This is a genomic window from Arthrobacter sp. TE12232, from assembly GCF_054062615.1.
Genome location: NZ_JBSSFK010000001.1, coordinates 3692082 through 3715527, shown reverse-complemented (window position 1 = coordinate 3715527; position 23446 = coordinate 3692082). Strand labels below are relative to the sequence as shown.

The following is a 23446-nucleotide window of genomic DNA, read 5'->3' as shown; positions in this document are numbered from 1 at the left end:
CGGCGGGGGCCCGGACCACTGGTCCGGGCCCCCGCTTTGCAGGGCTTTCTAATTAGTCGTCGTGGCCGTGACTACCGGAGCCGCCGTGTTCGTTGGACGTGCCGGCGTGGTCGCCGCCACCGTCGCCGCGGTGTCCGTCAGCGTTGGCCTGGCCAGCAGCGCGGTGTGCGTCAGCGTTCTGGTGTGCCCATCCGCTGTTGCCGTTCCCTTCGTGGGAACCGTCAGATTCCGGAGCGTCGGCGGAACCCTGTCCGTCATCTTCGGCCGGTGCCGAGGGAGCAGCAGGTGCCGGGGCAGCCGGCGACTCGGGAGTGGCGGGGGCCGCCGGAGCAGAGGCGGGTGCACTCGGCGCAGCGGAATTCTGCTGGTCTTCGCCCTGGTCGTCGCTGCCCTCGTTCCCGCTCTGGTCCGTACCCTGGTCATCCGCTGCCGGGGTTTCCGAGTCAGTGGGATCGCTCGGCGCGGCGGACTCCTGGCCGTCGGCCCCAGGCGTCTGCGACCCGGCCGGATCGCTCGGCTCGGAGGTCGCGGTGTCGCTGGGCTCGGACGTCGGGGTGTCGCTCGGCTCAGATGAGGGGCCGTCGCTGGGCTCCGCAGTCGGGCTGTCGCTCGGCTCGGACGTCGGGGTGTCGGTCGGGCTGTCGCTCGGCTCCGCCGTCGGGGAGTCGGTCGACGTCGTCGACGTGGGGTCAGCCGGGAAATCGGCGGTCGCGGCAGCAGCCGCCGCGCCTGCCCCGCCGGTGACGACGACGGATGCAACTACTACTGCCTTGCCGGTGGTGCCCAGTGCGCTGAGCCAGCCGAAAATTCCTGCCATGGGAGATTCCTTTCACAACGGATAGTGAGACCGCTGCCGGTCCCCCACCGGCAGCCAGCGCCACATTACCCTTCAGAATCAGCCGTTTTGCGGCTCATCAGCCACTTCTGCCCCATCCTGAGCCAATGCTGGGCAAACGCTGAGCTTCCGTTCATCTCCGCGTTCTTTAAGTCGCGTTCTTTAGCCGGCGTCCACTCAGGCGGCGCGGACGTCAACCTCGCCGGGCTGCGAGCCGTCACTGCCGAAGACCAGGTGACGGTTGGCGATTTTCTCACTAAAGAAGCGGTCGTGACTGACCACCACCACCGCCCCGGGGAAGTGGAGCAGTGCCCGCTCCATCACTTGGGTGCTGGTCATGTCGAGGTGGTTGGTGGGCTCATCCAGGAGCAGCACCGAGGCCCCGGACAGAAGGCACTGAGCCATGGCGACGCGTGCTTTCTGTCCACCGGAGAGATTCCCGATCTTCTGGTTGAGGTCGGCCTCGGAGAACTGGAACATCGCGAGGAACCTGTTGACGGACTTCTTCGTGGCGCTGAAGGCGAGGCTGTCCGGCAGCGCGTTGACCGCGTGGGACACGGTGTCGGCGTCGTCGAGCTCATCCAGCATTTGGTTGTATGACACAAAACCCGGCCCCTTGGCCCAGGCCACGTCGCCGGAATCCGCCTGTTCCTCGCCGGCCAGGACTTTGAGCAGCGTTGACTTGCCGCTGCCATTGGAGCCCAGGACCACAATCCTGTTGCCGCGGCGGATCTCAAAGCTCAGGTCTTCGAACAACACTTTGTCGCCGTAGGACTTGCCCAGCGCTTCGACACGGCAAAGGACATCCTTCACGTGCAGGCCGCCGTAGATCTCCGTGACGATCTGGTCAACCGGCCGGGGCGTGCGCGATTTCTTGATCTTGGCCAACTGGTTCCCAAGCCCGCGGCTGGCGGCCTTGGTGGCCTCGCGGCGGTCGGCGATGCCCTCTGCTTCGAAGGCCAGAAGCTCGGATTCATGGACGAACTGCGCCTCAAGCGTCTTGAGCCGGAACTGCTTCTGGACAACGTACTCGGCGAAATTTCCCGGGTACTCGTGCAGGTGGAAGTTCTCCACCTCGATGATCCGGGTGACGACGGCGTCAAGGAATTTCCGGTCGTGGGAGACGATGATCGCGGCGCCCTTGAAGTCGCGGAACCAGCTTTCCAGCCATTCGACGCCGGCCACATCCAGGAAGTTGGTGGGCTCGTCGAGGAGCAGGACATCCGGGCCCTCCAACAGGATCTTGGCCAGGGCGGCGCGGTTTCGCCAGCCGCCGGACAATTCGTCAATCGAGCAGGTGCGGTGGGCCTCGCTGAACCCCAGCGTGGTCAGGACGGTGTCGATGCGCCGCGTGTAGTCCCATCCGTCGAGGCGGTCCATGTCCTCGAACAGCTCGGCCTGACGCCGGATCAGCCGGTCGAGTTCGGCGCCGTCAGGATCCGCGGCAATGGCAGCGTCAATGGCCGCGAGCTCGGCCTCGGCAGCCTTGATGTCGACGAACAGGCCGTCAAGCACCTCAAGGATTGTTGCCTCGCCGTCGAGCTCGGAAAACTGGGAGAAGTACCCCACCCTGGTTCCCTGTTCCACGGTGACCGTTCCGGTGTCCGGGGAAACCTGGTCCAGGATCAGCTTGAGGATGGTCGTTTTGCCGGAGCCGTTCTTGCCAATCAGGCCCACCCGGTCTCCCGGCTCGAGGCGGAAGAACGCCTCGCGGAGGATTTGTGCGTTCTCGAAGCGGACCCCGACGTCGTGCAGGCGGATCAGGCTCATTGCTGCGCGAGACGGTTGCGCACGATTTCGCTGACGGCCTTGCCGTCAAAACGTCCGGCCACCTTGGCGGTGACAGGCTTCATGACTGCCCCGAGCTGGCGAAGAGACAGTTCGACGCCCTCGGCCTTGAGCGCGGCGATGGCCTCGTCCACGATCGTCTCGACCTCCGCCGCGGTGAGTGCCTTGGGCAGGTAGGCCTCGATGACTTCGGCCTCGGCGATCTCGGCGGCGGCACGTTCGGTTTCTCCGGCTTCGGTGTAGATGCGGGCCGTGTCGCGGCGTTTGGCGGCTTCCTTTTGCAGGAGGGAAGTCACCTGCGAGTCGTCCAGGACGATCGGCGTCTTGCCCGACTTCTCCCGGGTTTCGATCTCGCCCAGGACGTTGCGCACAGTGGTGAGGGCAACCTTGTTACGGTCCTTCATGTGGCTCACGACGTCGGCGTGCAGTCGTTCTTTCAGGGTGGTCATTGTTCTCCTCGTGTCACCTACAAGGCTAACGGCAGAACCCGTTGGCCCCGATCGCCGAGAGAATCCGCTGGGCTTCCTCGTCCGAGACAACCGGGACGTCGCCGTTAGTGAATGCCGCCTTCGCCGCGGCGATGAGCTGGTCCGCCGACGATTGCCCCAGCAGCCGGCCGCAGAGGCCGCGGGCCGTCTCGACTGCGTGATCGTTCGACAGGCGCGGGTTGATCTGGGCGAAGGCGGCCAGGAGCGCATCCTGCTGGGCCGGGTTCGGTTTGGGAAGCGACGCCGCCAGCCCCGTGGACGGGCTGCCGGCGGTCGGTTCTGAAGTGGGGGCGACGGAGCAGGCGGCCAACAGAAGAGTCAGCAGAACCAGAGCGAGCGAGAGGGTGTTCTTCATGGTTCGTGGCCTTGTCTACAGTGGATTTCCGTCCTGGTTTGCGGCACTGGATTCCGGCACTGGCGTGGCTGTCGCGGGCTGCAACGTTCACAGGGCCAGCACGGCAGCTGTTCCGCCGGGCCCCTTACAAGCTGTGGAGCTAAGGAGATTCGAACTCCTGACCTCTTCGATGCGAACGAAGCGCTCTACCAACTGAGCTATAGCCCCGAAGCAACGCCGGTCCTGTCGGAACGGCGTTGCCGGTGTCCCTAGGCTACAAACTATCTGCGCGGTTTGCCAGCCAGCGACGGAATGTCTCGGTGCCGTGTCGCGCTTCCGGCACCAGATTGAGCCCTGCGCGCAGGTAGCGGCCCATCGCTCCCGGCAGCGGCAGGCGCACCAGGCGGCCCTTCGCGCCGGTGGCCCGTTGCCATTCCCGGGCGAAGTCGGCCATGTCCTTGGCTTCCGGGCCGCCGATGGTCAGCACGCGGTGCCGCGGGCGCGCCGGTTCGGGCACCGGCGCCGTCGCCGTCTCCGGCTCCGGCGCCGGGCCGCGCCCCGAATCCGGTGCCGGCTCCAGTGCGGCCTCCAGGAGCATCGCAGCGACGTCGGCCGGTGAGACGGGCTGGAACCGGGCGCCCCTCACCACGGGGATGACCCTGATCCTTGATCCGGCGCCGAACATCATCGCCAGCAACGAGTGAAACTGGGTGGCCCGCACCACCACCGTCTCGAGCCCGGACAGCTCGTAGACATGCTCTTTCGCCGCCTTCGAGCGGTAGAAGGCATAGCTGCTGTGATCACAGTTCACGATGGAGAGCATCACGGCCCTGGCCGTGCCCGCCTCCTGGGCGGCGGCCAGGAGCCGCGCGCCGCCGTCGGCGAAGTTCTTGCGCGCTTTCCCGGAGCGTCCCTCCAGGCAGTCGATCACGACGTCGGCCCCGGCCACAGCGGCCGCGAGCCCTTCGCCCGTCGTCACGTCCGCGCGGAAGTACTCCGCTCCCCCGCCGCTGCCGCCGGTGCCGGCCGCCGGCGGGCGGCGGCTCAGCACGGCCACGGAATGCCCGGCGTCGAGAGCCTGACGCACCACCTCACGGCCCACTTGGCCGGTTCCACCGGCGACGCAGATCCTTGTCATGACCAGAGGCTACCGCAGCGGCCCGTGCAGCGCTCCCTGCCGGGGCGCTGCGGGGAATGCAAAACCCCGGACAGCCATCACTGGCTGCCCGGGGCGAAGACTCCGGAAGATCGGAACGGGTCAGGCGCGTCGCCGCTGAAGAACGTCATCGAGGTTGCTCAACGCGCTCTGGGCCTTGCTGAGCTGCTTCGTCTCGGGATCGTCGGCGATCCGGGGATCGGAGGCGGCCGGCCGAGCCGAGGCCTGCTTGAGCGACGGCTTGCCAACGGCCTTCGGTGCCTGGGGCAGGTCCAGCGGCTTGGGGGCCGCGCGTTCGGCCTTCGGCGCTTCGACATACGTGGGTTTGGGAACGTCCACGGGCTCCCAGCTGGAGCCTTCCGCAGGTGCCGCCGGTGCGGCTGCCACAGCTGCCGCGGTGTCGCCCGAGGCTGCCGCTTCGGCCAGGGCTGCCTGGCGGAGATCCAGTGCGGTGAGCGGTTTGGGCGAAGGTTCCGGTGTGGAGCGGTCCGCTTCGGCGTCGAAGAGCGGATTCTCGGGCCGCACGCCGGGGCGCTCCGCAGGAAGGGTCGGGGTCTCTTCGGGCACCGACGGCCGCACAGGCCTTTGCGCCGGGCTGCCCATGGCTGCACGGAATGCGGCGTTCATCCTCCGCCGGCGGTCGCGGATAGCGAGACGGCGAAGCATTGCCACGGACGCGACGGCGCCCACCAGGGCTGCCACCGGCAGCCAGCCGGATCCGACGCCGAACAGTCGAAGGAGTGCAGACACCACGCCGGTGAGCAGGGAGAGCATCCCGGCCAGCGCAAGCACCAGCCGGCCCCAGCGAATCCTGAACGCCGGGGAGGCTGCTGCGGGCAGCGGGCTTGCACCGCGTGTCTCCCTTGGCGTATCCCGGGGCCCTGCGGTGCCGCCGGCAGGTTCTGCGCGCCGGGTGATATTCATGGGCTTGTCCTGCTGCGCCGCCATTTTCATAACCTTCCCCGCTTGTGGGTCTACTGGTTCTATGTCGATGACGTCCGCCAGGAATTCGCCTGCAGGCTGCAGCTGGTGGCGCCCGTTCCGCAGAACGTAGGGTGCCACCCACACGATCCAGAGCGCAACAGCAATGACAAGGATCACAGAGCTGCTAAGAGGGAAGTCCACACTCAAAACCGTATGAGGTATATGGGGTGCTAGGCCGCATTGTCAGGGGTGTGTCGCGGGCGCGCCGGCAATTGGTGGGGGCCGGGGCGTAGTGGCTGGTCAGGCGGCTATCAAGGGCTCACGCCGGCCGGCTCCGCAACCACCGGGCGAGAAGGCCTTCCGGCACTTCCTCAGCCGTGAGCGCGAAGGTGCGGTGGTCGGCCCATTCACCGTTGATGTGCAGGTATCGGGGCCTGAATCCTTCGTCGCGGAACCCGAGTTTTTCCACCACTCGCAGGCTCGGCCCGTTTTCCGGCCTGATGTTGATTTCCATCCTGTGCAGGCCAAGGGTTCCGAAGCAGTAGTCCGTCGCCATGGCCACGGCGGTGGGGGCAATCCCCCGGCCGGCCCGGTCCTGATCGACCCAATAGCCCAACGTCGCCATCATGGCCGATCCCCAAACGATCGAGGACACGGTCAGCTGTCCCACGATCACTGGCTTCTCGTGCCCAGGCCTCCATTCGGCGATCACGAACGGCAGGGCCGTGGCCTGTGCGGCCTGGGCCTTCAGCGACCGCACCATCTGCCGGTAATCCGGCAGGCCGCCGCCGGGGACCGGGTTTGATGCCTCCCAAGGGGCAAGCCACTCGCAGTTGCGTGACCTAAGCGCTGTCCACTCTTTGCGGTCCCGGTACCGGATAGGGCGCAACACGATGTCGCCGCTCTCCAGAGTCACCGGCCAGGTGAAGCTGCCCCCCACGGGAATTACTTGGCGAGGCTGGGGGTAAGGCTGGACGCGAAGCCGGGCAGCCATTCGCGCAGGCCCGGGCCGAGGTCCTCGCTGTCGCAGGCGAGCTGGACACAGGCCTTGAGGTAGCTGAGCTTGTCGCCGGTGTCGTAGCGGCGGCCGCGGAAGACGACGCCGTACACGCCGTAGCCCTCGCCGGTGCCGGTGGAGAGTTCCTGCAGTGCATCCGTCAGCTGGATTTCGCCGCCGCGGCCCGGCGCGGTGCGCTCGAGCACTTCAAAGACGGCCGGGTGCAGGACATAGCGGCCAATGACCGCGAGGTTTGACGGGGCGTCCTCGACGTCGGGCTTCTCCACGAGCTGCTTGACGCGGACGTACTCCTCACCGGCGATCGCCTCGACGTCGGCGCAGCCATAGGCGCTGATCTGGGACGGGTCCACCTCGATCAGCGCGACCACCGACCCGCCGGTCTTGGCCTGTACTTCGATCATGGTGCTGAGGAGCTCATCGCGGGCGTCGATCAGGTCATCGCCCAGGAGCACGGCGAACGGTTCCTGGCCGACGTGCTGCTTGGCCCGGAGGACCGCGTGGCCGAGGCCCATGGGGTCGCCCTGGCGGACGTAGTGGATGTCGCCGAGGTTGCTGGCGGCCTGGATGGACTCGAGCTTTGCCGTGTCACCCTTGGCTTGGAGGGTGGCTTCGAGCGTGGGAACGCGGTCGAAGTGGTCCTCCAACGCCCGCTTGTTGCGGCCCGTGATCATCAGGATGTCGTTCAGGCCGACATTCACGGCCTCCTCGACCACGTACTGGATGGCCGGCTTGTCAACGACAGGCAGCATTTCCTTGGGCATGGCCTTCGTGGCCGGAAGAAACCTGGTACCAAGGCCCGCGGCGGGGATGACGGCCTTGCGGACGGAAGCATTGGGTGTATTCACTCGACTAATCTAACGGAGGGACCAATCATTGCGTAATTATTCGGCCTGCCCCGCGGGCCCCCTGACGTTGCGGAGCAGGCTGCACGATGCAGAGGACGGACCAGTCATGGCGTCAAAAGACGAAATACGCTCCAGCCACAGGGCAAGGCGTGCGGCGCTCCCGTTGGACGCGCTCGATGCCGCAGCGGCAGGCATCACCCGCCACGGACTCGAGTGGGCATCCGATCTGACCGGCGGCCGCCGGGCTACCTTCGCCGCGTATCTGGGCGTGGGCGCCGAACCGCCCACGCTGCCGCTGCTGTCAGCCTTGGTCGATGCCGGGCACCGGGTGCTCCTTCCCGTCTGCGAACCCGAACTCGAACTCAGCTGGGTGTACTGGACTCCGGAATCCGGGTTTGTCCGCAGCCGGTTCGCCCCCATCCAGGAGCCTGTTGGCGAGCGCCACAGCACCGCGGTGACGCTGGACGCCACCGCAATCTTCCTGCCGGCCACTGCAGTGGATTTCTCGGGCAACCGCATCGGACAAGGCGGCGGCTACTACGACAAGTTCCTTGCCACATTGGCCGCCCTGTCCTCCGCGTCCGGCTCGTCCGCGGCCGGCAGGGCGTCCGACGCCGTACCGCTGCCGACTGTCGCCGTCGTCTACGACACTGAGGTACTGCCCGCGGGCAGTATTCCCGCCGAGTCCTTCGACCGGAAGGTCGACGCGGCGCTGACACCGGGCGGGATCATCCGGCTCCGCTGATCGGGGGTCCTGCGGGGGTGATAGAATTAGCACTCAGGCCCTGCGACTGCTAAGACGGAACCCGCCGACAGGTATATCGATAGATATATCGACCGGTCCCGACTCGACAGCACGGGACCTGCTCGTTTGTCCCAGAGGAGGATTTCCAGTGCCCACGTATGCATATGCCTGCAAGGACTGCAGCCACGCCTTCGAGATCGTGCAGTCGTTCAGCGACAACTCCCTGACGTCCTGCCCCGAGTGCCAGGGCACGCTGCGCAAGAAGTTCAACAGCGTCGGCGTTGTATTCAAGGGATCCGGCTTCTACCGGACCGATTCGCGCGACACCAAGGGCAGCACAGTTGCCCCGGCCCCCGCTGCGGCTCCCGCACCCGCAACGGCGCCTGCCCCGGCCGCCGCCAGCTAGGGTCCCAAGGCTGCCATCCGTGCAGCCCTGGTGCACCGTCTCCGGACGGAACCGTCCGCCTAGCCTCCGGCCGCCGCCCCGGAGCGTTGTTCGCGAAAGACACCGCTGCCAAGGCAGCACCGTGGCCGCAGTCCCTGTGCCGTGCAATCGCGCACTAATGCCGGCATGCCGCAGCCTACACAGTCCTTCCTGCCTCCCGTTGTCCACATAAGCAGTTCCGCGACTCCCGCGAGCATGCCAGAGTCCGTAGCGTGGCGGCCATGGCACCCTCACTCAACCCGGCTTCCTGGCCGTCTTTCAAGGCCTCTTCGCTGCCGCCCCGGCCCGGGAACGGAGCGATGCCCGCCAGCTGGGCACGCTCCGGGATCCGCTCCGCTGGCCTCCTTCCGCCCACGTTTCCTTCTGCCGGCAGCTCCATCCGGAATTACACCCGGCCCGGGAGACCGCCCCGGCAGCGGTTGCCGCGCGGCAGGCCGCCGCGACGCCGCCTGGGCAACTGGTTGAGCCGGAACCGCCGGCTACTGGCGGCGCTCATGTTGTGCATCGCCGCTGGCCTGACTGTTCAGCAGCTAACTCCTGCGCCCGCCGACACCGCCACTGCGTTCGCAGCCGTAGCGGATCTTCCCGCCGGAAAAACCCTGGAACCAGGCGACGTCCGCATGATCAGCATCCCGCCCGGCCTAGTGCCGGCCGGCAGCCCGGGCGGCGAAAACGCGTTCGAGGGCAAGCAGTTGGCCGCACCGCTGCGCCAAGGCCAGCTCCTCACCGACGCCCAGATCCTTGGCCCTGGCCTGCTGGCCGGAAGCCCGCCCGGTTCCGCAGCCGTACCGCTCAGGATGGCGGATCCTGCGTCTATCCGGCTGCTCTCCCCCGGACAACTCGTCAACGTGGTGCTCACCGTCGGCAGCGGCTTCGAACAAGCCGCTGAAGGCCAAATCCTGGCCGAAGCCGTCCCTGTACTGTGGACCTCCGTGCAGGGCGGCAAGACGGGCCAGTGGTTGCCCGCAGCGGACGCTGACGCGGACGGGCTCATCGTCGTGGCAGCCGCGGCCGATCAGGCGCGGCGATTGGCCGGCGCATCAACCCAAGGCAAGCTGTTCTTCGTGCTTGTGGCGGCAGCGCCGGGGTGAGTGGCTGGGTGACTGGCGTGCACACTCTCGCCATGGCGAGCGCCCGGCTAAGAGCCTGACCGCCGGCGCGGTAGTCCTTGCATCGGATTACCGCAGGCTTCAGGGCGAGCACCCGGCTAAGTCCCTAACCGAGCGCCCGGCTAAGTCCCCGACCGCCGGCCGGTAGTCCCTGAGACCGATTGCGGTCGCCGGCGCCGCCGGCTACTCGGCACCGGCCTTACATCTCAACCCCAGTGCGGAGGCTTCTGCTCCTGGAGCCACGCATCGTGGTCGTAGTTCTCGGGCTGGTCGCCCCAGCGCCGCGGGTCGTCTTCGGCCGCCTTGTTCGGCAGCACTGCCCCGGCAGCCGTTGCTGGCGCCGCCGCGCGCCGGGACTTCTCCTTTGGCGTCGCCTGCTCCCGCGCTTCTCCGGCGGGCTGCCCCGCTGCCGACTCCCCCGCTGCCGACTCCCCCGCCGCCGGTTCCCGGGCCGCCGACCCGGAGTCGCCGTTCGCTTCAGCCGCGGTAGCGCCGCTGCTGTTCTGGATGTCGCCGTCTGCACTCATGGCGCCGGACTCCTTACTGCCTGTACTGCCTGTCATACCATTGTTGCCGGTCGTGGCTGCACCGTTTATGGTCCCAGCCTCTGGCCTCAGCAGGGGCGTAGCACCTGACTCGTGCGCATCCCCCGGCCGCGCTGCAGACTGAGTGGACGCGGTCTCGCGCCCATGAAAATCATCTCCCGCCGGTGCGTGCCCTGAGAAGACGTGGCTTTCCTGGCCCCGGGCGTCGTTGATCGCCAGGTTTTCAATGTCGTCGTCGAAGAACCCGTGGGATGCCCGGAGCCGACTGGACACGGCAGGCTTCTCCAACCCGAGGTAGCCGCCAATCCGGTCGGCGCAGGCCGAAGGATCAGTGAAGACCTCGATGGTCCACAGCGGCATATAACGCCAGCCAAGCCGCTCAAGCAGTTGCGGCCGGAGCCGGCTCCGTTCGCGGACGCTCATTCGCCGGTAGTGGCCGGTGCCATCGGACTCAATCGCCACTGGACGGGGAATCTCCGCATCCTCCTGGCCGATCGTGGTCATCGGATCGGCGGCGGCCACCATGTTGAGGACGCCGTCGTACTGGTGCCACACGCGCGCACCGCGGGCCCGGAGCCGGTCGCCCAGGTCTGCCACGAGCGGATCAGCGCCGAGCGCCTGCTCGCTGGCGGCCGCCCGGGATGCGGGGCTGCCCAGATCCGTATTCCCCGCGATCTCGCGGTCCAGTAGTTCGTAGAAATCCACGGCACCATGGCTCAGGCGGCTGACGTCGAGGTCCTCGGGGCGGAAGCAACTGAGCACGTGCAGGGATCGCCGCGCACGCGTCATCGCCAAGGCGAATTTAGCGCGTCCGCCGTCGGCGGAGAGCGGGCCAAGGCTGTGGAGCGTGCGCCCGTGCGGCGTGCGCCCATAGCCCGGGGAGAAAATGACGTGGTCGCGGACTAGCCCCTGGGCCCGTTCGAGATCCACGACGCGGAAGGATTCCTCCCCTGCTGTGAAGAAACTGCCGAGCATCGGGTAGTTGGGCAGTTGGGCCCGGATGGCTTCGCCGATCCGGGCGGCGTGACGGAGGCTGCCGGTCACCACAGCCAGCGAGGTCCGGGGACGGAGCCGGGCGTGCTCGAAGACTAACTCCACCGCACGGTTCACCTCGGCAACCACCGATTCAACGCCGTCGTGGTCGGCGCTGGGCAGCCCTGTGCCATCGGGAAGGTATTCCACGCTGAGGGCACGGTCGAGGCCTGTGGCGGATTGCCCTTCCGGGAGCCGTGTGAGTTCCCCGCCGTAATATCCCTTGCTGAGCTGGCGCACCAGGTCTTCATCGACCGCGCGGTACACGGTCCTCAGGTTCCACACGGGCAGTACGGCAGTCAGCGCACGGTAAGCACTCTCGACGCTCTGGTAGGAGCTCTCCCCTGCGGCGAGCCGTTCGACCCCCACGGTGAAGGTTCGTGGGCTGGCGATCTGGTCATCGCCGAAAGCTATGACCTGCCGGGCCCGGGCGATAGCCGGGAGGACGGCCTGCAGCGATGTTGTCTCGGCGTCCAGGATCACTACGGCATCAAAGGTCTGCTCGATCGGCAGGAGGCCCGTCATGAGGTACGGGCTGACGGACCATACAGGAACGAGTGTGGGCAGCAGCTCCTGCGCCTGGCCGCTGAGTGCCGCAAGGGTAACCCTGCCGTCCTTCAGCAGACTGCGCAGCAGCTCGGCCTGGCGCGGGTATGCCTCGATGGCCGTGCGCCAGCGCTCGGACAGGTTCCACCGGAGCCGGGCAGCGCCGCTGGCGATATGGGCGTTGTCAGCGAGCCGGTACTCCGCTTCCAGCTGGCGCAGGGCGTCGCCGTCGGACATGGCGAGGTAGTCATCGCCGCTAATCATGGCTTCCAGGGCCGACTGCCACCAGGCCAGCTCGAGTTCTGCGGTCACAGATCCCTCGGGGACCTCACGCTCGGCCAGGTCGGCGAGCAGCTCGCCCAACCCGTGCTCGCGCATGCTCTCGACCAACAGCGTACGCTCCGGGAGGGTTTCGAGTGTCGCGGTGTCGGCGACGAGTCGCTGAACGCGGGTTAGGAGATCGGCATAGGGCACGCGGTCCAGATCGCCGCCTGCGGCGGTGTGCTTGACTGCCTGGCCCAGTTCGGCCAGTTCTGACTCAAGCTCCCGGTAGAGGCCGGAGATTTCGGCCAGCCCGGACGGCACGGCAGGGTGCCGCTGCGTCGTGGCATACCCGGCCCACGCGGCGCGCTGCTCCTGCACGAGGACCAGAGAGCTGTGCAGGTCCGCGATGTGCACGCCGGGACGGACATATTCCTTGGCCACCCGGCGCAGGCGGGACCGCTGCATGGAGGGCATCTCGATCCCCCGTTCCCGGCGCCAGGCGGAGGGCGCCGTGGCCGAGATGAGGTCATGGACGGGCCGGTCAAAGATGTCGGGAGTGAACTTGTCCAGGCTTTCGCGGACGGCCACGAGCAGTTCGATCTGTTCGCCCCATTCGGTGAAAGTCCCGCCGAGGCGAATCTCGGCGTGTTCTGCCACCTCGTCCATTCGCCCGCGCAGCAGCGGCAGCTTCTCCGCGACGGACCGTGCAACCGCCTGCGCTTCCTGCGTCTCCTTGCGGGTCAGGAGCCGTGCTCCGTGCCAGGGGCTGGTGGTCGACGCACGGCTGAAACCGCCGAGTTCGGCAGCGCGGCGGAGCCTGCCGGCGAGCTCCTCGCGGTCCCGGATGTTATCCAGCACGCTGCGCTTGAGCCGGACCGTCGTGGCTGGCGCCGGCTGGATGGAGGTCAGTTCGGCCAGCGACTGCATGGCCTCGTACGGGGAACAGCCCCAGCGTTCCCGGACGTTGTGCAGCGAGGCAACATGGTCCATCAGGGCGTGCCGGTGCCCCGTCAGCGTGGCGTGCAGGTTGCTTAGCTGCGGTTGGAGCGACTTCTCGTTGCGGACGATCGCCCGGACCAGTTGGCCCTTGAGCTGCAGCGGGCTGGCATTGCCGGCGAGCTGCAGCAGTACGGAATCCAGGCCAAGGCTCTCCAGCTGGGCGGAGATTTCGGCGAGGCTGGCGCGCCTGTCGCCCACTACCAGGACGGTTTTGCCCTCGTCGACGAGGGCGCCGATGGTGTTGATGGCGGTCTGGGTCTGGCCGGTGCCCGGCGGGCTGCTGACCACCAGCGAGTCGCCCGCCCGAACGGCGTCGACGACGTACTGCTGGTCCGTGTCGGCGTCGAGCAGCAGAAGCTCATCGGCGGGGTCCCGCTTATCCGTGCTGGGGAAACGCCCAGGTTCAAGCACGGGCACCTCGACCAATTCGCCGGAACCGGACCGGGCCAGGGCGGTGACGAGGGGGTTGTTCGGGTTGATCCACGGGTCATCCAGGTTGCCGGAGAGGTCGGCAAACGTGGAGACGAGGAGGTTGTGCTCTATCTCGGCACCGGCAATCGGCTGGATCAGCGTGCCCAGGCGGTCCAGGACCGGCTGGGGGTCATAACGCGCCGTGCTGTAGGCCATCCGCGTGACCGCGCTGACGTCAAAGACGATCCCGTGGACTGACTTGAGGTGCCGGACCAGTGCGGGGTTGATCTGCGCCTGTTCGGTGAGTTGCAGTTCGTAGTCGTCCTCGCCGGGGCGCACCGTGAGGGAAATGGCGGTGAGCATGACCGGGGCGGAAATTCGCTGCGGTTTACCTCCGACGGCGGACGTCCAGACGACCGTGCCGGCCGAGAAATAGCCCGCGTCAATGCCGCGGTCGTTGGCGAGTTCGAAGATTTTCGAGCGCAGGTTGCGCGAGGCCCTGGCGGCAATCACGTACTGCTGGCGGTCCCGGATCAGGGTTGAGAGCCGGGTGCGCCGGCCTGCCATGAGCTGGGCAAGCCCCGACGGATGGGCATGGGTCAGGTCAATCGAGCCTTCGGGCGTCTTGGTGAAGCGCAGCATCGTATCTGCTCCGGTGACGGGTTTGAGCCCCGACAGCCATTTCCTGAACTCCTCGGAGCCCTCGGGGTGGCCTTGACCAACTGACACTGCTGCCTTCTTTTCTATGCTCGACTTCTCTGTGCTGGATGTCTCCATGCCGGACTTCTCCGGGCTGGATTTCTCCCGGCCGGATTCCTCCATGCCGGACCGCGGCGGGCTCGCCTTTAGCGCGTTCGACGTGTCAACGCGTGTCTGTGTTGCGTCCGCGCTTTCCATGGCCGCGTTTTGTGTGCTCGCGGTTGCCTGGCTCGCGCGGGACGCCTTGGACCATACCGGCATGCCTTCGAGGGTAGCCCGAATCAGGGGCACCTGCGGGGCCGCAACACTGAGCGGTGCGAAATTCAACCCGAATTGCCAGAAACAAAATGAAATGGCCGGCCTCGAAAGGCCGGCCATTCACACTGCTATTCCCACTCGATGGTTCCCGGCGGCTTGCTGGTCACGTCCAGCACCACACGGTTGACGCCGTCCACCTCATTGGTGATCCGGTTGGAGATCCGGGCCAGGAGATCGTAGGGCAGCCGCGACCAGTCCGCCGTCATGGCGTCCTCGGAGGACACGGGACGGAGCACGATCGGGTGTCCGTAGGTGCGTCCGTCACCCTGGACGCCTACGCTGCGGACATCCGCCAGCAGCACGACGGGCATCTGCCAGACCTCGTTGTCGAGTCCGGCCGCGGTCAGCTCGGCGCGGGCGATCGCGTCGGCCTTGCGGAGCAGGTCGAGGCGTTCCTTGGTGACGTCGCCGACGATCCGGATGCCCAGGCCGGGTCCGGGGAACGGCTGGCGGCCGACGATTTCCTGCGGGAGGCCGAGTTGAGCGCCGACCGCGCGGACCTCGTCCTTGAACAGGGCGCGCAGCGGCTCAACGAGTTCAAACTGCAGGTCCTCGGGCAGGCCGCCCACGTTGTGGTGGCTCTTGATGTTGGCTGCACCTTCGCCACCGCCGGATTCGACGACGTCGGGATACAGGGTGCCCTGGACGAGGAACTTGATCTTTTCGCCGTGCGCCGCTGCCTCGGCGATGATCGCCAGTTCGGCTTCCTCGAAGGCGCGGATGAATTCGCGGCCGATGATCTTGCGCTTGGTCTCGGGATCGCTGACACCGGCCAGGGCGCTCAGGAACCGCTCCTGCTCGTTGGCGACGTAGAGCTTGACGCCGGTTGCGGCCACGAAGTCGCGTTCGACCTGTTCGGCCTCGCCCTCGCGCAGCAGGCCGTGGTCCACGAAAACGCAGGTCAGCTGGTCGCCGACCGCGCGCTGCACCAGGGCGGCAGCCACTGCAGAGTCGACGCCGCCGGACAGTCCGCAGATGACCCGGGCATCGCCGATCTGCTCACGGATCCGGTCAACCTGTTCCTCGAGAATGTTGCCTGCAGTCCAGTTCGGTTCCAGCTTGGCGCCCTTGAACAGGAAGTTCTCCAGGACCTGCTGGCCGTAGGCCGAGTGCTTGACCTCGGGGTGCCACTGCACGCCGTAGAGGCATTTCTCTTCGTTGGCGAAGGCCGCCACCTCGGCGCCTGCCGTCGTCGCGAGAACCTCGAAGCCTTCAGGGGCCTCATGGACGGAGTCGCCGTGGCTCATCCACGTGCTCTGGTGCTGAGGCATGCCAGCCAGGATGGACCGGCCTTCACCCAAGGTGGTGGTCTCGGTGGCACCGTACTCGCGAAGACCCGTCTGGGCTACCTTGCCGCCGAGGGCGTTGGCCATGGCTTGGAAGCCGTAGCAGATGCCGAAGACGGGGACACCGGCTTCGAAGAGATCGGCGCCAACGCTCGGGGCGCCTTCGGCGTAAACACTTGCGGGTCCGCCCGAGAGGATGATCGCGGCGGGGTTTTTGGCCAGCAGCTGCTCGGTGGTGAAGGTATGCGGAACCACTTCCGAATACACATTCGCTTCCCGGACGCGGCGGGCAATCAGCTGCGCGTACTGGGCACCGTAGTCAACAACCAGAACCGGCCTGTGGGACGTCTGGGATGCAGTGGGAGTAGTCACCCCACTAGCCTACTTTGCGCCGCTACCCGCCCGCACATTGAGAAGCCGCTGTGGGCCTCGAATCAAGCCCCGGGTAAGCGAACTCACACGCCCGACGGCGGCTGCTGCCGCTGTTCGCGGCGTCTCCCCGGCTCAGTAGCGCTGGGGAGCCTGGGGGTTCGCCGCGAGTTCGGCCTCGACCTCTGCGTGGAACTTCTTCTCGACGAAGAAGGACAGGAACGGCACGACGCCGCCGAGGGCCAGGATCACCAGTTTGCTGAACGGCCAGCGCATGAGCGACCACAGCCGGAAGTTGGAAATCAGGTACACGACATACATCCAGCCGTGCACGATCAGCACCGTTATGGAGAGGTTGACGCCCCCGATCACTCCTGGCGGCTCGGCGTCGGCGAAGCCCAGGCCGAACGGCTGGCCGGTGACGGCGTCGGTGCCGCCGACGTAGAGGTACTGCCCGAAGCCGTACCGGGCGATCAGCTCGGCGCACAGCAGGAGTAGCATCGAGCCCGTCAGGTAGGCGAGCACTTTGTAGAACTTCAGGGCGGACCGGATTTGGGCCTCGGTGCCGCCGAAGCGACGCTTCTTGCCGGTTGTCCCCGTGCCGTTGGTTGGCTGGGGTTGGATGGCGGGTTGGGGCTCGATCATGATTGCACTCTCGGGTCTGTGGGATTGGGGGCTGTGCGATGCGCTTCGGCTGCCGGCGGCTGCGGGTCTTTGGAGGTGCCGGGCACCTGTCCGGCCCGTTCCTTGACCGACTCCTCGGCCGGGTCCGAGTCCAGTTGCGCCACCGGATCCTTGTCCGGTTGCGCGGCCGATTCCGCGGCTGATTCCGCGTCAAGGGCGTCTTCGAGGTCGCGGCGGTAGTCGTCTTTGACCAGACGCCACCAGATGAACAACGCGAACCCGGCAAAGACCACCCATTCCACGGAATAGAACAGGTTTAGCCAGTTGACCTGCTGCGCAGGCGGCTGCGGGCCAATCAGAAGGGGTTTGACGTCGCCTCCGGTGGCAAGCGCACCGACGTCGGTGCTGCCGGAGAGTTCCGTCTTTGCCGCGACAAATCCCGGGTAGCTGCTGACGTTCCAGTCGTTGATGAGTTCGGCGACCGAAACGGCACTCGCGCGGCCGGGTCCGGGGTCGGTATTCGCCAGCGGCGATTCGGACGGCAGTAGCCGCCCGGTCAGTGCGATGGTGCCCGACGGCGGCGCGACGGCGTCCGAGGGATCAGCGATCCAGCCGCGGGCGACCGGAATCCAGGTCTGCGGTGTGGCCCCGCCGCCCTTCAGGACAGGAGCATCCTTGACGGCGAAGGCGGAAACGATCCAGTAGCCCTTGGCCCCGTCATTCAGTCGCCCCGGGACGAGGACCTGTTTCTGGGGGTCATAACTTCCGGTGGCCGAGACCATCTGATCAGCCACCGAACCAGGGAAAAATCCGCCCGGCTGCAGGACCGACGTAAGCTGGCGAGTTTCCTCGGTTGTGGTGGAGACCGGGGCTTCGGGTTGTGTTGAGCGGCCAAACTGCCACTGGCTCAGCAGCACAAAGACCCCGGAAATGGCGATCGCGAACACGAGTCCTGCGATCCAGCGGGGTTTGAGGGCAGTTTTCAGCACCTCTTAACCGTACTTCGTCCCCCTGTAGAACAACGAAACGGGCCGACGCCGGACCCACCCCTCCCTGACCCGGCAACGACGAGGTAGAGACAACCGGACCTAGTTGAGGTGATGCCGCGCTTGCCGTCCCCCGCGCTTCGGATATGCGGCCGTCATGAGGAGCCGCCGTCGCCAACCGGGCCTCGGTCGTAGGCCGTCGTCAGGTTCCCTGGCACCGGTTGGGACTCGGTCGTAGGGCCGTCATGAGGAGCCGTCGTCTCTGTCCCGGCCACTGTCGTAAGTCCTGGTCATGTTCACTGGCCACAACACGGAACTCGGTTATGCGTCCTTCGTGGGGAGCCGCCTTCGCCGACCTGATCACGCCGTCACTGCCTGGTCCACTTGGCTGGCATGTTAGCCCGGATCACGCCGCCACCGCCGGCTCCGTGATTACACGGCCGGCACGTTAGCCCGGATGACGCCGCCACTGACCGGTCTGCCGCCATAGGCCGCGTTGAGGTGCTGCGGTGCCACTCTCCGGGCCGCGGTCATGCGGCCCGGGCAAGTCGGGCGGGTGTGAAGTAGTGGTTGCGGCGGGGCTTCTGGCCGGGGTCGATGTGGGGTGGCGGGATGAACCAGGGAACCCCGGTCCGCAGCCGGATGGTCCACGCTTCCTTGTGGATCAGGTGGTGGTGATGGGAACAGAGCAGGGCCCCGTTCTCCGTGCCCGTGGTCCCGCCTCGGGACCAGTACGTGATGTGGTGGGCTTCGCACCAGGGCGCGGGGATGGTGCAGCCGGGAAACGCGCAGCCCCGGTCCCGGGCGATGAGGGCCTTGGGGAGGTGGGGCGGGAAGATCCTGGAGGCCCGGCCGATGTCCAGGATCCGTCCCTCACCCCCGAGCAGGACGGGGATGATGTCCGCGTCGCAGGCGATCTTCCGGACCGTGGAGGCCGTGACGGGACCGGTGAACAGCAGCGCACCCGTTTCCCGCACCCCTCCCGCGGGCCGGAACACCGAACCGGCCGGCTCCACGCCGGCCGCCGCGGCCGCGGTGCCGCCCGCGCCGGCCGTTTCCTGAGCTTCCGCCGGGCCGGCCTGGCCGGCGGCCTCACCGGCTTCGCCCGCCCCAGCCGCCGTTTCCTGACCTTCTGTCGGGCCGGTCTGGGCGTCGGGGGTGGTGCCGAGCCGGTTCAGCAGGTCCCGGTAATCGATGGTGACCATGACCTGGGGGCGGAGCCCGCCGGCGGCGGGCAGGCCGCCGGTGGCGAGGGCGATTTCGCAGGCACCGACCAGGCCGTCCAGCAGCCGCTGGGCCCGGGACCGATGATCCAGCCCCGCCGCCCCCGGATCCTCCTCAGGGACCGGCTGGCCCGCTGCTGCGGGGGCGTCATCTGGAACGGCATGATTCCCCGGGGCGGGAGCCTGGGCATCCGCCGGAGTCGACACGCCCGCGGCCCGGGCATCACAGGCCGACACGCCGGCCCCGGCATCCGTGACCGGCCACTGACCGCCGGCACCGGCTGCGTCGGCGTGTCCGAGGCTCGAACGCTCGCCGGCGGCCGCACTGGGAGCCCACCCCACGGCGAAAGCCGTGCCGGCGGGCTCGGCGGCCCAGCCAGCAGAAACGGGCGTGGCCTCAGCGTCGGTGGCATCACCTGCCCAGCCGTGAACGGCCGCAGCCCCGGAACCCACGGCCCAGCCAGCAGAAGCGGCGGCACCGCCGGTGGCATCAACCGTCCAGCCGTGGCCGGCGACCGTCTCTGCACCTGCGGCCCAGCCATCAGAGGCGGCGACACCGGTGGCGGAGCCCTCAGCGCCGGCCGTGGGGTCCTCAGAAGCGGCGCCGGCGGCCGATCCCTCAGAGGCGGCGGCTTTCGTGGTCCCGGCGGCGGCGGTGTCCGTGGTGCCGGTGCGGGGGTTGGTGCCGGTGTTCATGACGGTGAGGACGTATTCGAACTGTTCGGTGGTCGCGAAAATCTCAAGATGGTGCAGGCCGTGGCGCCGGCGCCGGATGAAGGCGCCCTGCAGCCGGCGCAGCAGCTCCTCGGAGGGCTCGGCACCGTCCTGATCCAGCGCATCCGCCCAGCCCCGGGCCACCCGGGCCACGAAGTCCGCGTCGTTCTCCGCGGCCGTGCGCGTCAGGGCGTGCTCCATCCGCGCCAGGGCCCCGGCGTCACAGGCGTGCCGGACCTTCTCCAGCGCCGCCGTGATGACCGTCGCGGCCCCGGACGCGACCTGCCCGGCCGCGACCGCCGCACCGAGCTCCGCGTGCACGGCCGGGACGGGCTGGCCGGTGAGTCCCCGGCGGGGCAGCAGGCCCCCGGCGAGGGCGAGCCGGCGCTTGGCCTCCGGGGCGCTGATCCGCAGCCGCGCCCGCAGGAACTCCGCCGTGTTCCGGTACCCGTCATCGACCACCGCCGCGTCACCGGCCGCATCCCACGGCACACCCTCCCCGGACAGCGCATCGGGCGAAGCCGCTGAACCGGGCGACGCCTCAGCCGCAGAGATTCCGGGGGCGTCGTCGCGCCAGCCCGTGGTCCACGACGTGCCGGCCCCCGCCGCCGTCCTCGCCGCCGCGGAGGCCTGCTTCCGGGTCCGGTCCACCGCGCCGGCCGCCACCAGCTGCAAAAACTCCACCCGGCGCGAGAGCTCCTCCACCCGCCCGGCGAAGTCCGACGCGGCCCGGAAATCCCACAACGCCGCATCCTGAAGCACCGTCGAACCCACAGCCTCCAACGCGGCCAGCGCAACATCCACACCCGACCACCGGGCCGGGCCCATGCCGCCGCCTGCGTCGCGGTCCGTGCCGGGATCCGCGCCGCAGCCTGCAGCGCGACCGGTGCACCGGTCCGTGCCGTGCCCGTCGTCCCCGAACTCAATGAAATCCCTGGCGGCTTCCATGACACCAGTCTCCTCCGGGGGTCTGACAGTTTTAGCGGGAACCGTGCGCGAGCCAACTGCCGCCGCGAAGTGGTTGCCCGGCCACCAAGTTCTCACGGCACATGGGTCAACGCCCTCGGGTCAAAGGCGCGGGTCAGGGTGCGCGGGTCAGGACCCGCGGCCGGCCAAACTACGTGCGCACTCCGGGCGAGAAGAGCACGGACTCCGGCGCCCCGGTGACTTCAATGCCGGCAGCGCGCACCAACTGATCCTCCAGCCGGGTCACTCGCGACCGGTGCAACGGCCATGCGCCGTGCCCTTGGAAAACTAGCGGGGCTGCCGGGTCCCTTCGCGGCGACGAAATCGACACGCAAGAGCCCGCCCCCACAGTGGGGCAGCCGAATCCCCGCGTGGCGACGGAATCGACACGCAAGAGCCCGCCCCAATCCCTAGTGGTCGAAGAACACCAGGCTCGAATTGATCAGTTCGGCGATCACTTCGGGGTCGTAAGCCCGGCGGAGCGACTCGCGGAAGGATTCCTTCGACAGTGAGCGTGCCAGGGTCGCGAGCACTTCGAGGTGGTCGGAAAAGGAGCTCGCCGGAGTGGCGATGAGCAGAATCACGGTGGCCGGGCCGTCAGCGGCGCCGAAGTCGAGTGCCCTGCCGTATTTCGTGATGCCGACGGCGATGGAGGTCTGCGAGACGAGCTCGCTGCGGGCGTGCGGCAGTCCCACCCCGCCGGGCAGCCCGGTGGCGAGCTGGTGCTCACGGGCGTTGACCTGCTTGAGGAAGCCCTCCAGATCGGAAATGCGCCCAGCCTCATACATGCGCCCTGCGAGCTGGGACGTGGCGTCGAGCTTGTCCGTGGCGTCCAGTTCGAGGATCACCATCTCGGGCGTGGTGAGCTCGGCGTCGTACCGGTCCAGTGGTTCCGCCAAGAGATGTCCCTTCGAAGTGGCGTCAGTGCACGCCGGCCGGCAGTCATATGACTAGCGTTGTGGTCCGCACAGCCGGCCGGAGCTGAGTCTCAGCGCAAGGGGACGATATCCTCCACACCCAACCGTGCGGCATCGGCGGATTCGTCGTCCGGCTGCTGCTGGCTCAGGCGCTCGGCATCAACCCGGGCCAGATAGTGCTTGATTTCGCCCTCGCGCTGCGCATCACTCCAGCCGAGAACGTCTCCCATTAGTTTAGCGACTACCGGAGCGGCGGACACACCCCGGTCCCACGCCTCGATCGAAATCCGGGTGCGGCGGGTCAGGACGTCCTGGACGTGGCGGGCGCCCTCGTGCGTGGCGGCATAGACGGCCTCGGCGGCGAGGTAGTCATCCGCGCCCGGCAGCGGCTCGGCCAGTTCCGGGTTGCTGGCGATGAGGGCCAGCACCTCTGGAGCCATGGCGCCGTAACGGTTGAGCAGATGTTCGATCCGGGCCACGTGGACGCCGGTCTCCTCCGCCATCCGGTTCCGCTTGTTCCATGCGGCTTTGAAACCGCTGGCTCCAAGCAGCGGAATGGACTCCGTGCAGCTCGGCGGGACACGCTCGTCCATGCTGCGCGTTGCCTCGTCGACGGCGTCCTTGGCCATGACCCGGTAGGTGGTCCATTTCCCGCCGGCTACTACTACAAGCCCCGGCACGGGGTGGGCCACTACGTGTTCGCGGGAGAGCTTGGCGGTGGAGTCGCTTTCCCCGGCCAGCAGCGGGCGTAGTCCGGCGTAGACACCCTCGACGTCCTCCCGGGTCAGCGGCCGCTTGAGGACCTTGTTGACGTGTTCCAGCAGGTAGTCGATGTCCTTGCTGGAGGCGGCCGGGTGCGCCTTGTCGAGGTGCCAGTCGGTGTCCGTGGTTCCGATGATCCAGTGCCGGCCCCAGGGGATGACGAACAGCACGGACTTCTCGGTCCGCAGGATCAGCCCCACCGTGGACTGGATCCGGTCACGGGGTACCACGAGGTGGATGCCCTTGGAGGCGCGCACCTTGAGCTGTCCGCGGTCCGTCACCATGGCTTGGGTCTCGTCGGTCCAGACCCCGGTGGCGTTGATGACCTGCTTGGCCCGGATGTTGAAGCTCGAGCCGTCCTCGTGATTGACCACCTTGGCGCCGACCACGCGCTCACCTTCGCGCAGGAAGGCCACGACTGACATCTGGTTGACCGCGTGTGCGCCGTAGTATGCCGCGGTCCGGACGAGGTTGGCAACGTACTTAGCGTCGTCCACCTGGCCGTCGTAGTACCGGATGGAGCCTACGAAGGCGTCATCCTTCAGGCTCGGCGCGGCCCGCAGGGTGCCGCGGCGGGTCAGGTGCTTGTGGAACGGAACGCCGCGGCTGTGTCCGCCGGTGATGGACATGACGTCGTACAACGCGATCCCTGCACCGACGTACGGGCGCTCAACGAAGTGCTTGGTCAGCGGGTAGAGGAACGGCACCGGCCGGGCCAGGTGCGGGGCGAGGACGGAAAGGATGAGCCCGCGCTCGTGCAGCGCCTCCTTGACCAGGGCGAAGTCCAGCATCTCCAGGTAACGCAGGCCGCCGTGGATGAGCTTGGAGGACCGGGAGGAGGTGCCGGCCGCCCAGTCGTTGGCTTCGACGATGCCGACGCTGAGCCCACGAGTGATGGCGTCCAGCGCGGCGCCGGCGCCGACGATTCCTCCGCCCACGATCAGGATGTCAAGTTCCTTGCCCGGGTCGCCCGTGCCCTTCAGAAGCGCGATCGAAGCATCGCGCTCTGCGGGGCCAAGAGCACCTCCGGCCACGGGAGAACCGCCGGGAAAACTGTTCATGTCACGCCTCCATCCGGATCAAACCTCGTAGGGCACC

18 protein-coding genes and 1 tRNA gene are annotated in these 23446 nt (G+C 67.6%); 3 read left to right on the top strand and 16 right to left on the bottom strand.

All coding sequences use genetic code 11. The features are described from left to right. Window positions 1-52: 52 nt before the first annotated feature. The 9 genes from ACVWZ7_RS16655 to galU all read right to left on the bottom strand — a co-directional run bounded on the left by ACVWZ7_RS16655 (window position 53) and on the right by galU (window position 7388). The gene (locus ACVWZ7_RS16655) at window positions 53-817 is read right to left on the bottom strand and encodes a hypothetical protein (RefSeq protein WP_456508504.1); all 765 of its coding nucleotides are present in this window, start codon (window positions 815-817) and stop codon (window positions 53-55) included. Window positions 818-1012: 195 nt separating this feature from the next. Then, window positions 1013-2605: an ABC-F family ATP-binding cassette domain-containing protein gene (locus ACVWZ7_RS16650; RefSeq protein ID WP_456508503.1), complete on the bottom strand. Its 1593-nt coding sequence runs from the start codon at window positions 2603-2605 to the stop codon at window positions 1013-1015. Next, window positions 2602-3072: a GatB/YqeY domain-containing protein gene (locus ACVWZ7_RS16645; RefSeq protein WP_116767292.1), complete on the bottom strand. Its 471-nt coding sequence runs from the start codon at window positions 3070-3072 to the stop codon at window positions 2602-2604. Before ACVWZ7_RS16645 ends, ACVWZ7_RS16650 begins: the two co-directional genes overlap by 4 nt. Window positions 3073-3097: 25 nt before the next feature. Further along, window positions 3098-3466, bottom strand: a complete 369-nt coding sequence (locus tag ACVWZ7_RS16640; RefSeq protein ID WP_456508502.1) for a hypothetical protein — start codon at window positions 3464-3466, stop codon at window positions 3098-3100. A 134-nt stretch (window positions 3467-3600) separates the two neighbouring features. Beyond that, a tRNA-Ala gene (locus tag ACVWZ7_RS16635) sits at window positions 3601-3673 on the bottom strand. 46 nt (window positions 3674-3719) lie between these two features. After that, window positions 3720-4583, bottom strand: a complete 864-nt coding sequence (locus ACVWZ7_RS16630) for an SDR family oxidoreductase (protein WP_456508501.1) — start codon at window positions 4581-4583, stop codon at window positions 3720-3722. Between the two features lie 120 nt (window positions 4584-4703). Further along, window positions 4704-5726: a hypothetical protein gene (locus ACVWZ7_RS16625; protein ID WP_456508500.1), complete on the bottom strand. Its 1023-nt coding sequence runs from the start codon at window positions 5724-5726 to the stop codon at window positions 4704-4706. A 118-nt stretch (window positions 5727-5844) separates the two neighbouring features. Further along, on the bottom strand, window positions 5845-6465 hold the full coding sequence (locus ACVWZ7_RS16620; protein WP_344362552.1) for a GNAT family N-acetyltransferase: 621 nt from the start codon (window positions 6463-6465) through the stop codon (window positions 5845-5847). Between the two features lie 5 nt (window positions 6466-6470). After that, entirely contained in the window at window positions 6471-7388 is a 918-nt protein-coding gene (gene galU, locus ACVWZ7_RS16615; RefSeq protein ID WP_344362549.1) for a UTP--glucose-1-phosphate uridylyltransferase GalU, read from the bottom strand. Between the two features lie 106 nt (window positions 7389-7494). Between galU and ACVWZ7_RS16610 the strand changes: the two genes are divergently transcribed. From ACVWZ7_RS16610 to ACVWZ7_RS16600, 3 genes are all read left to right on the top strand, one after another. After that, window positions 7495-8133: a 5-formyltetrahydrofolate cyclo-ligase gene (locus tag ACVWZ7_RS16610; protein WP_456508499.1), complete on the top strand. Its 639-nt coding sequence runs from the start codon at window positions 7495-7497 to the stop codon at window positions 8131-8133. 148 nt (window positions 8134-8281) lie between these two features. After that, the gene (locus tag ACVWZ7_RS16605) at window positions 8282-8539 is read left to right on the top strand and encodes an FmdB family zinc ribbon protein (RefSeq protein ID WP_344362545.1); all 258 of its coding nucleotides are present in this window, start codon (window positions 8282-8284) and stop codon (window positions 8537-8539) included. Between the two features lie 500 nt (window positions 8540-9039). Continuing rightward, window positions 9040-9669: an RcpC/CpaB family pilus assembly protein gene (locus ACVWZ7_RS16600; protein ID WP_456508498.1), complete on the top strand. Its 630-nt coding sequence runs from the start codon at window positions 9040-9042 to the stop codon at window positions 9667-9669. A 224-nt stretch (window positions 9670-9893) separates the two neighbouring features. Here ACVWZ7_RS16600 and ACVWZ7_RS16595 read toward each other — a convergent pair whose 3' ends face one another. The 7 genes from ACVWZ7_RS16595 to ACVWZ7_RS16565 form a co-directional block, all read right to left on the bottom strand. Continuing rightward, entirely contained in the window at window positions 9894-14213 is a 4320-nt protein-coding gene (locus ACVWZ7_RS16595) for an AAA family ATPase (protein WP_456509129.1), read from the bottom strand. A gap of 356 nt (window positions 14214-14569) precedes the next feature. Then, the gene (gene guaA, locus ACVWZ7_RS16590; RefSeq protein ID WP_344362539.1) at window positions 14570-16159 is read right to left on the bottom strand and encodes a glutamine-hydrolyzing GMP synthase; all 1590 of its coding nucleotides are present in this window, start codon (window positions 16157-16159) and stop codon (window positions 14570-14572) included. Window positions 16160-16291: 132 nt separating this feature from the next. Next, complete coding sequence (locus ACVWZ7_RS16585) at window positions 16292-16801, bottom strand: DUF3817 domain-containing protein (RefSeq protein ID WP_116765042.1); 510 nt, start codon at window positions 16799-16801, stop codon at window positions 16292-16294. Then, window positions 16798-17769: an SURF1 family protein gene (locus ACVWZ7_RS16580; RefSeq protein WP_456508497.1), complete on the bottom strand. Its 972-nt coding sequence runs from the start codon at window positions 17767-17769 to the stop codon at window positions 16798-16800. The genes ACVWZ7_RS16585 and ACVWZ7_RS16580 overlap by 4 nt, the downstream gene beginning before the upstream one ends. Window positions 17770-18296: 527 nt before the next feature. After that, a complete protein-coding gene (locus tag ACVWZ7_RS16575; RefSeq protein WP_456508496.1) occupies window positions 18297-20651 on the bottom strand; it encodes a DUF222 domain-containing protein in 2355 nt (784 codons plus the stop codon). 428 nt (window positions 20652-21079) lie between these two features. Then, complete coding sequence (locus ACVWZ7_RS16570; RefSeq protein ID WP_456508495.1) at window positions 21080-21568, bottom strand: PTS sugar transporter subunit IIA; 489 nt, start codon at window positions 21566-21568, stop codon at window positions 21080-21082. Between the two features lie 89 nt (window positions 21569-21657). Further along, complete coding sequence (locus tag ACVWZ7_RS16565; RefSeq protein WP_116765044.1) at window positions 21658-23409, bottom strand: glycerol-3-phosphate dehydrogenase/oxidase; 1752 nt, start codon at window positions 23407-23409, stop codon at window positions 21658-21660. Between the last annotated feature and the right edge of the window lie 37 nt (window positions 23410-23446).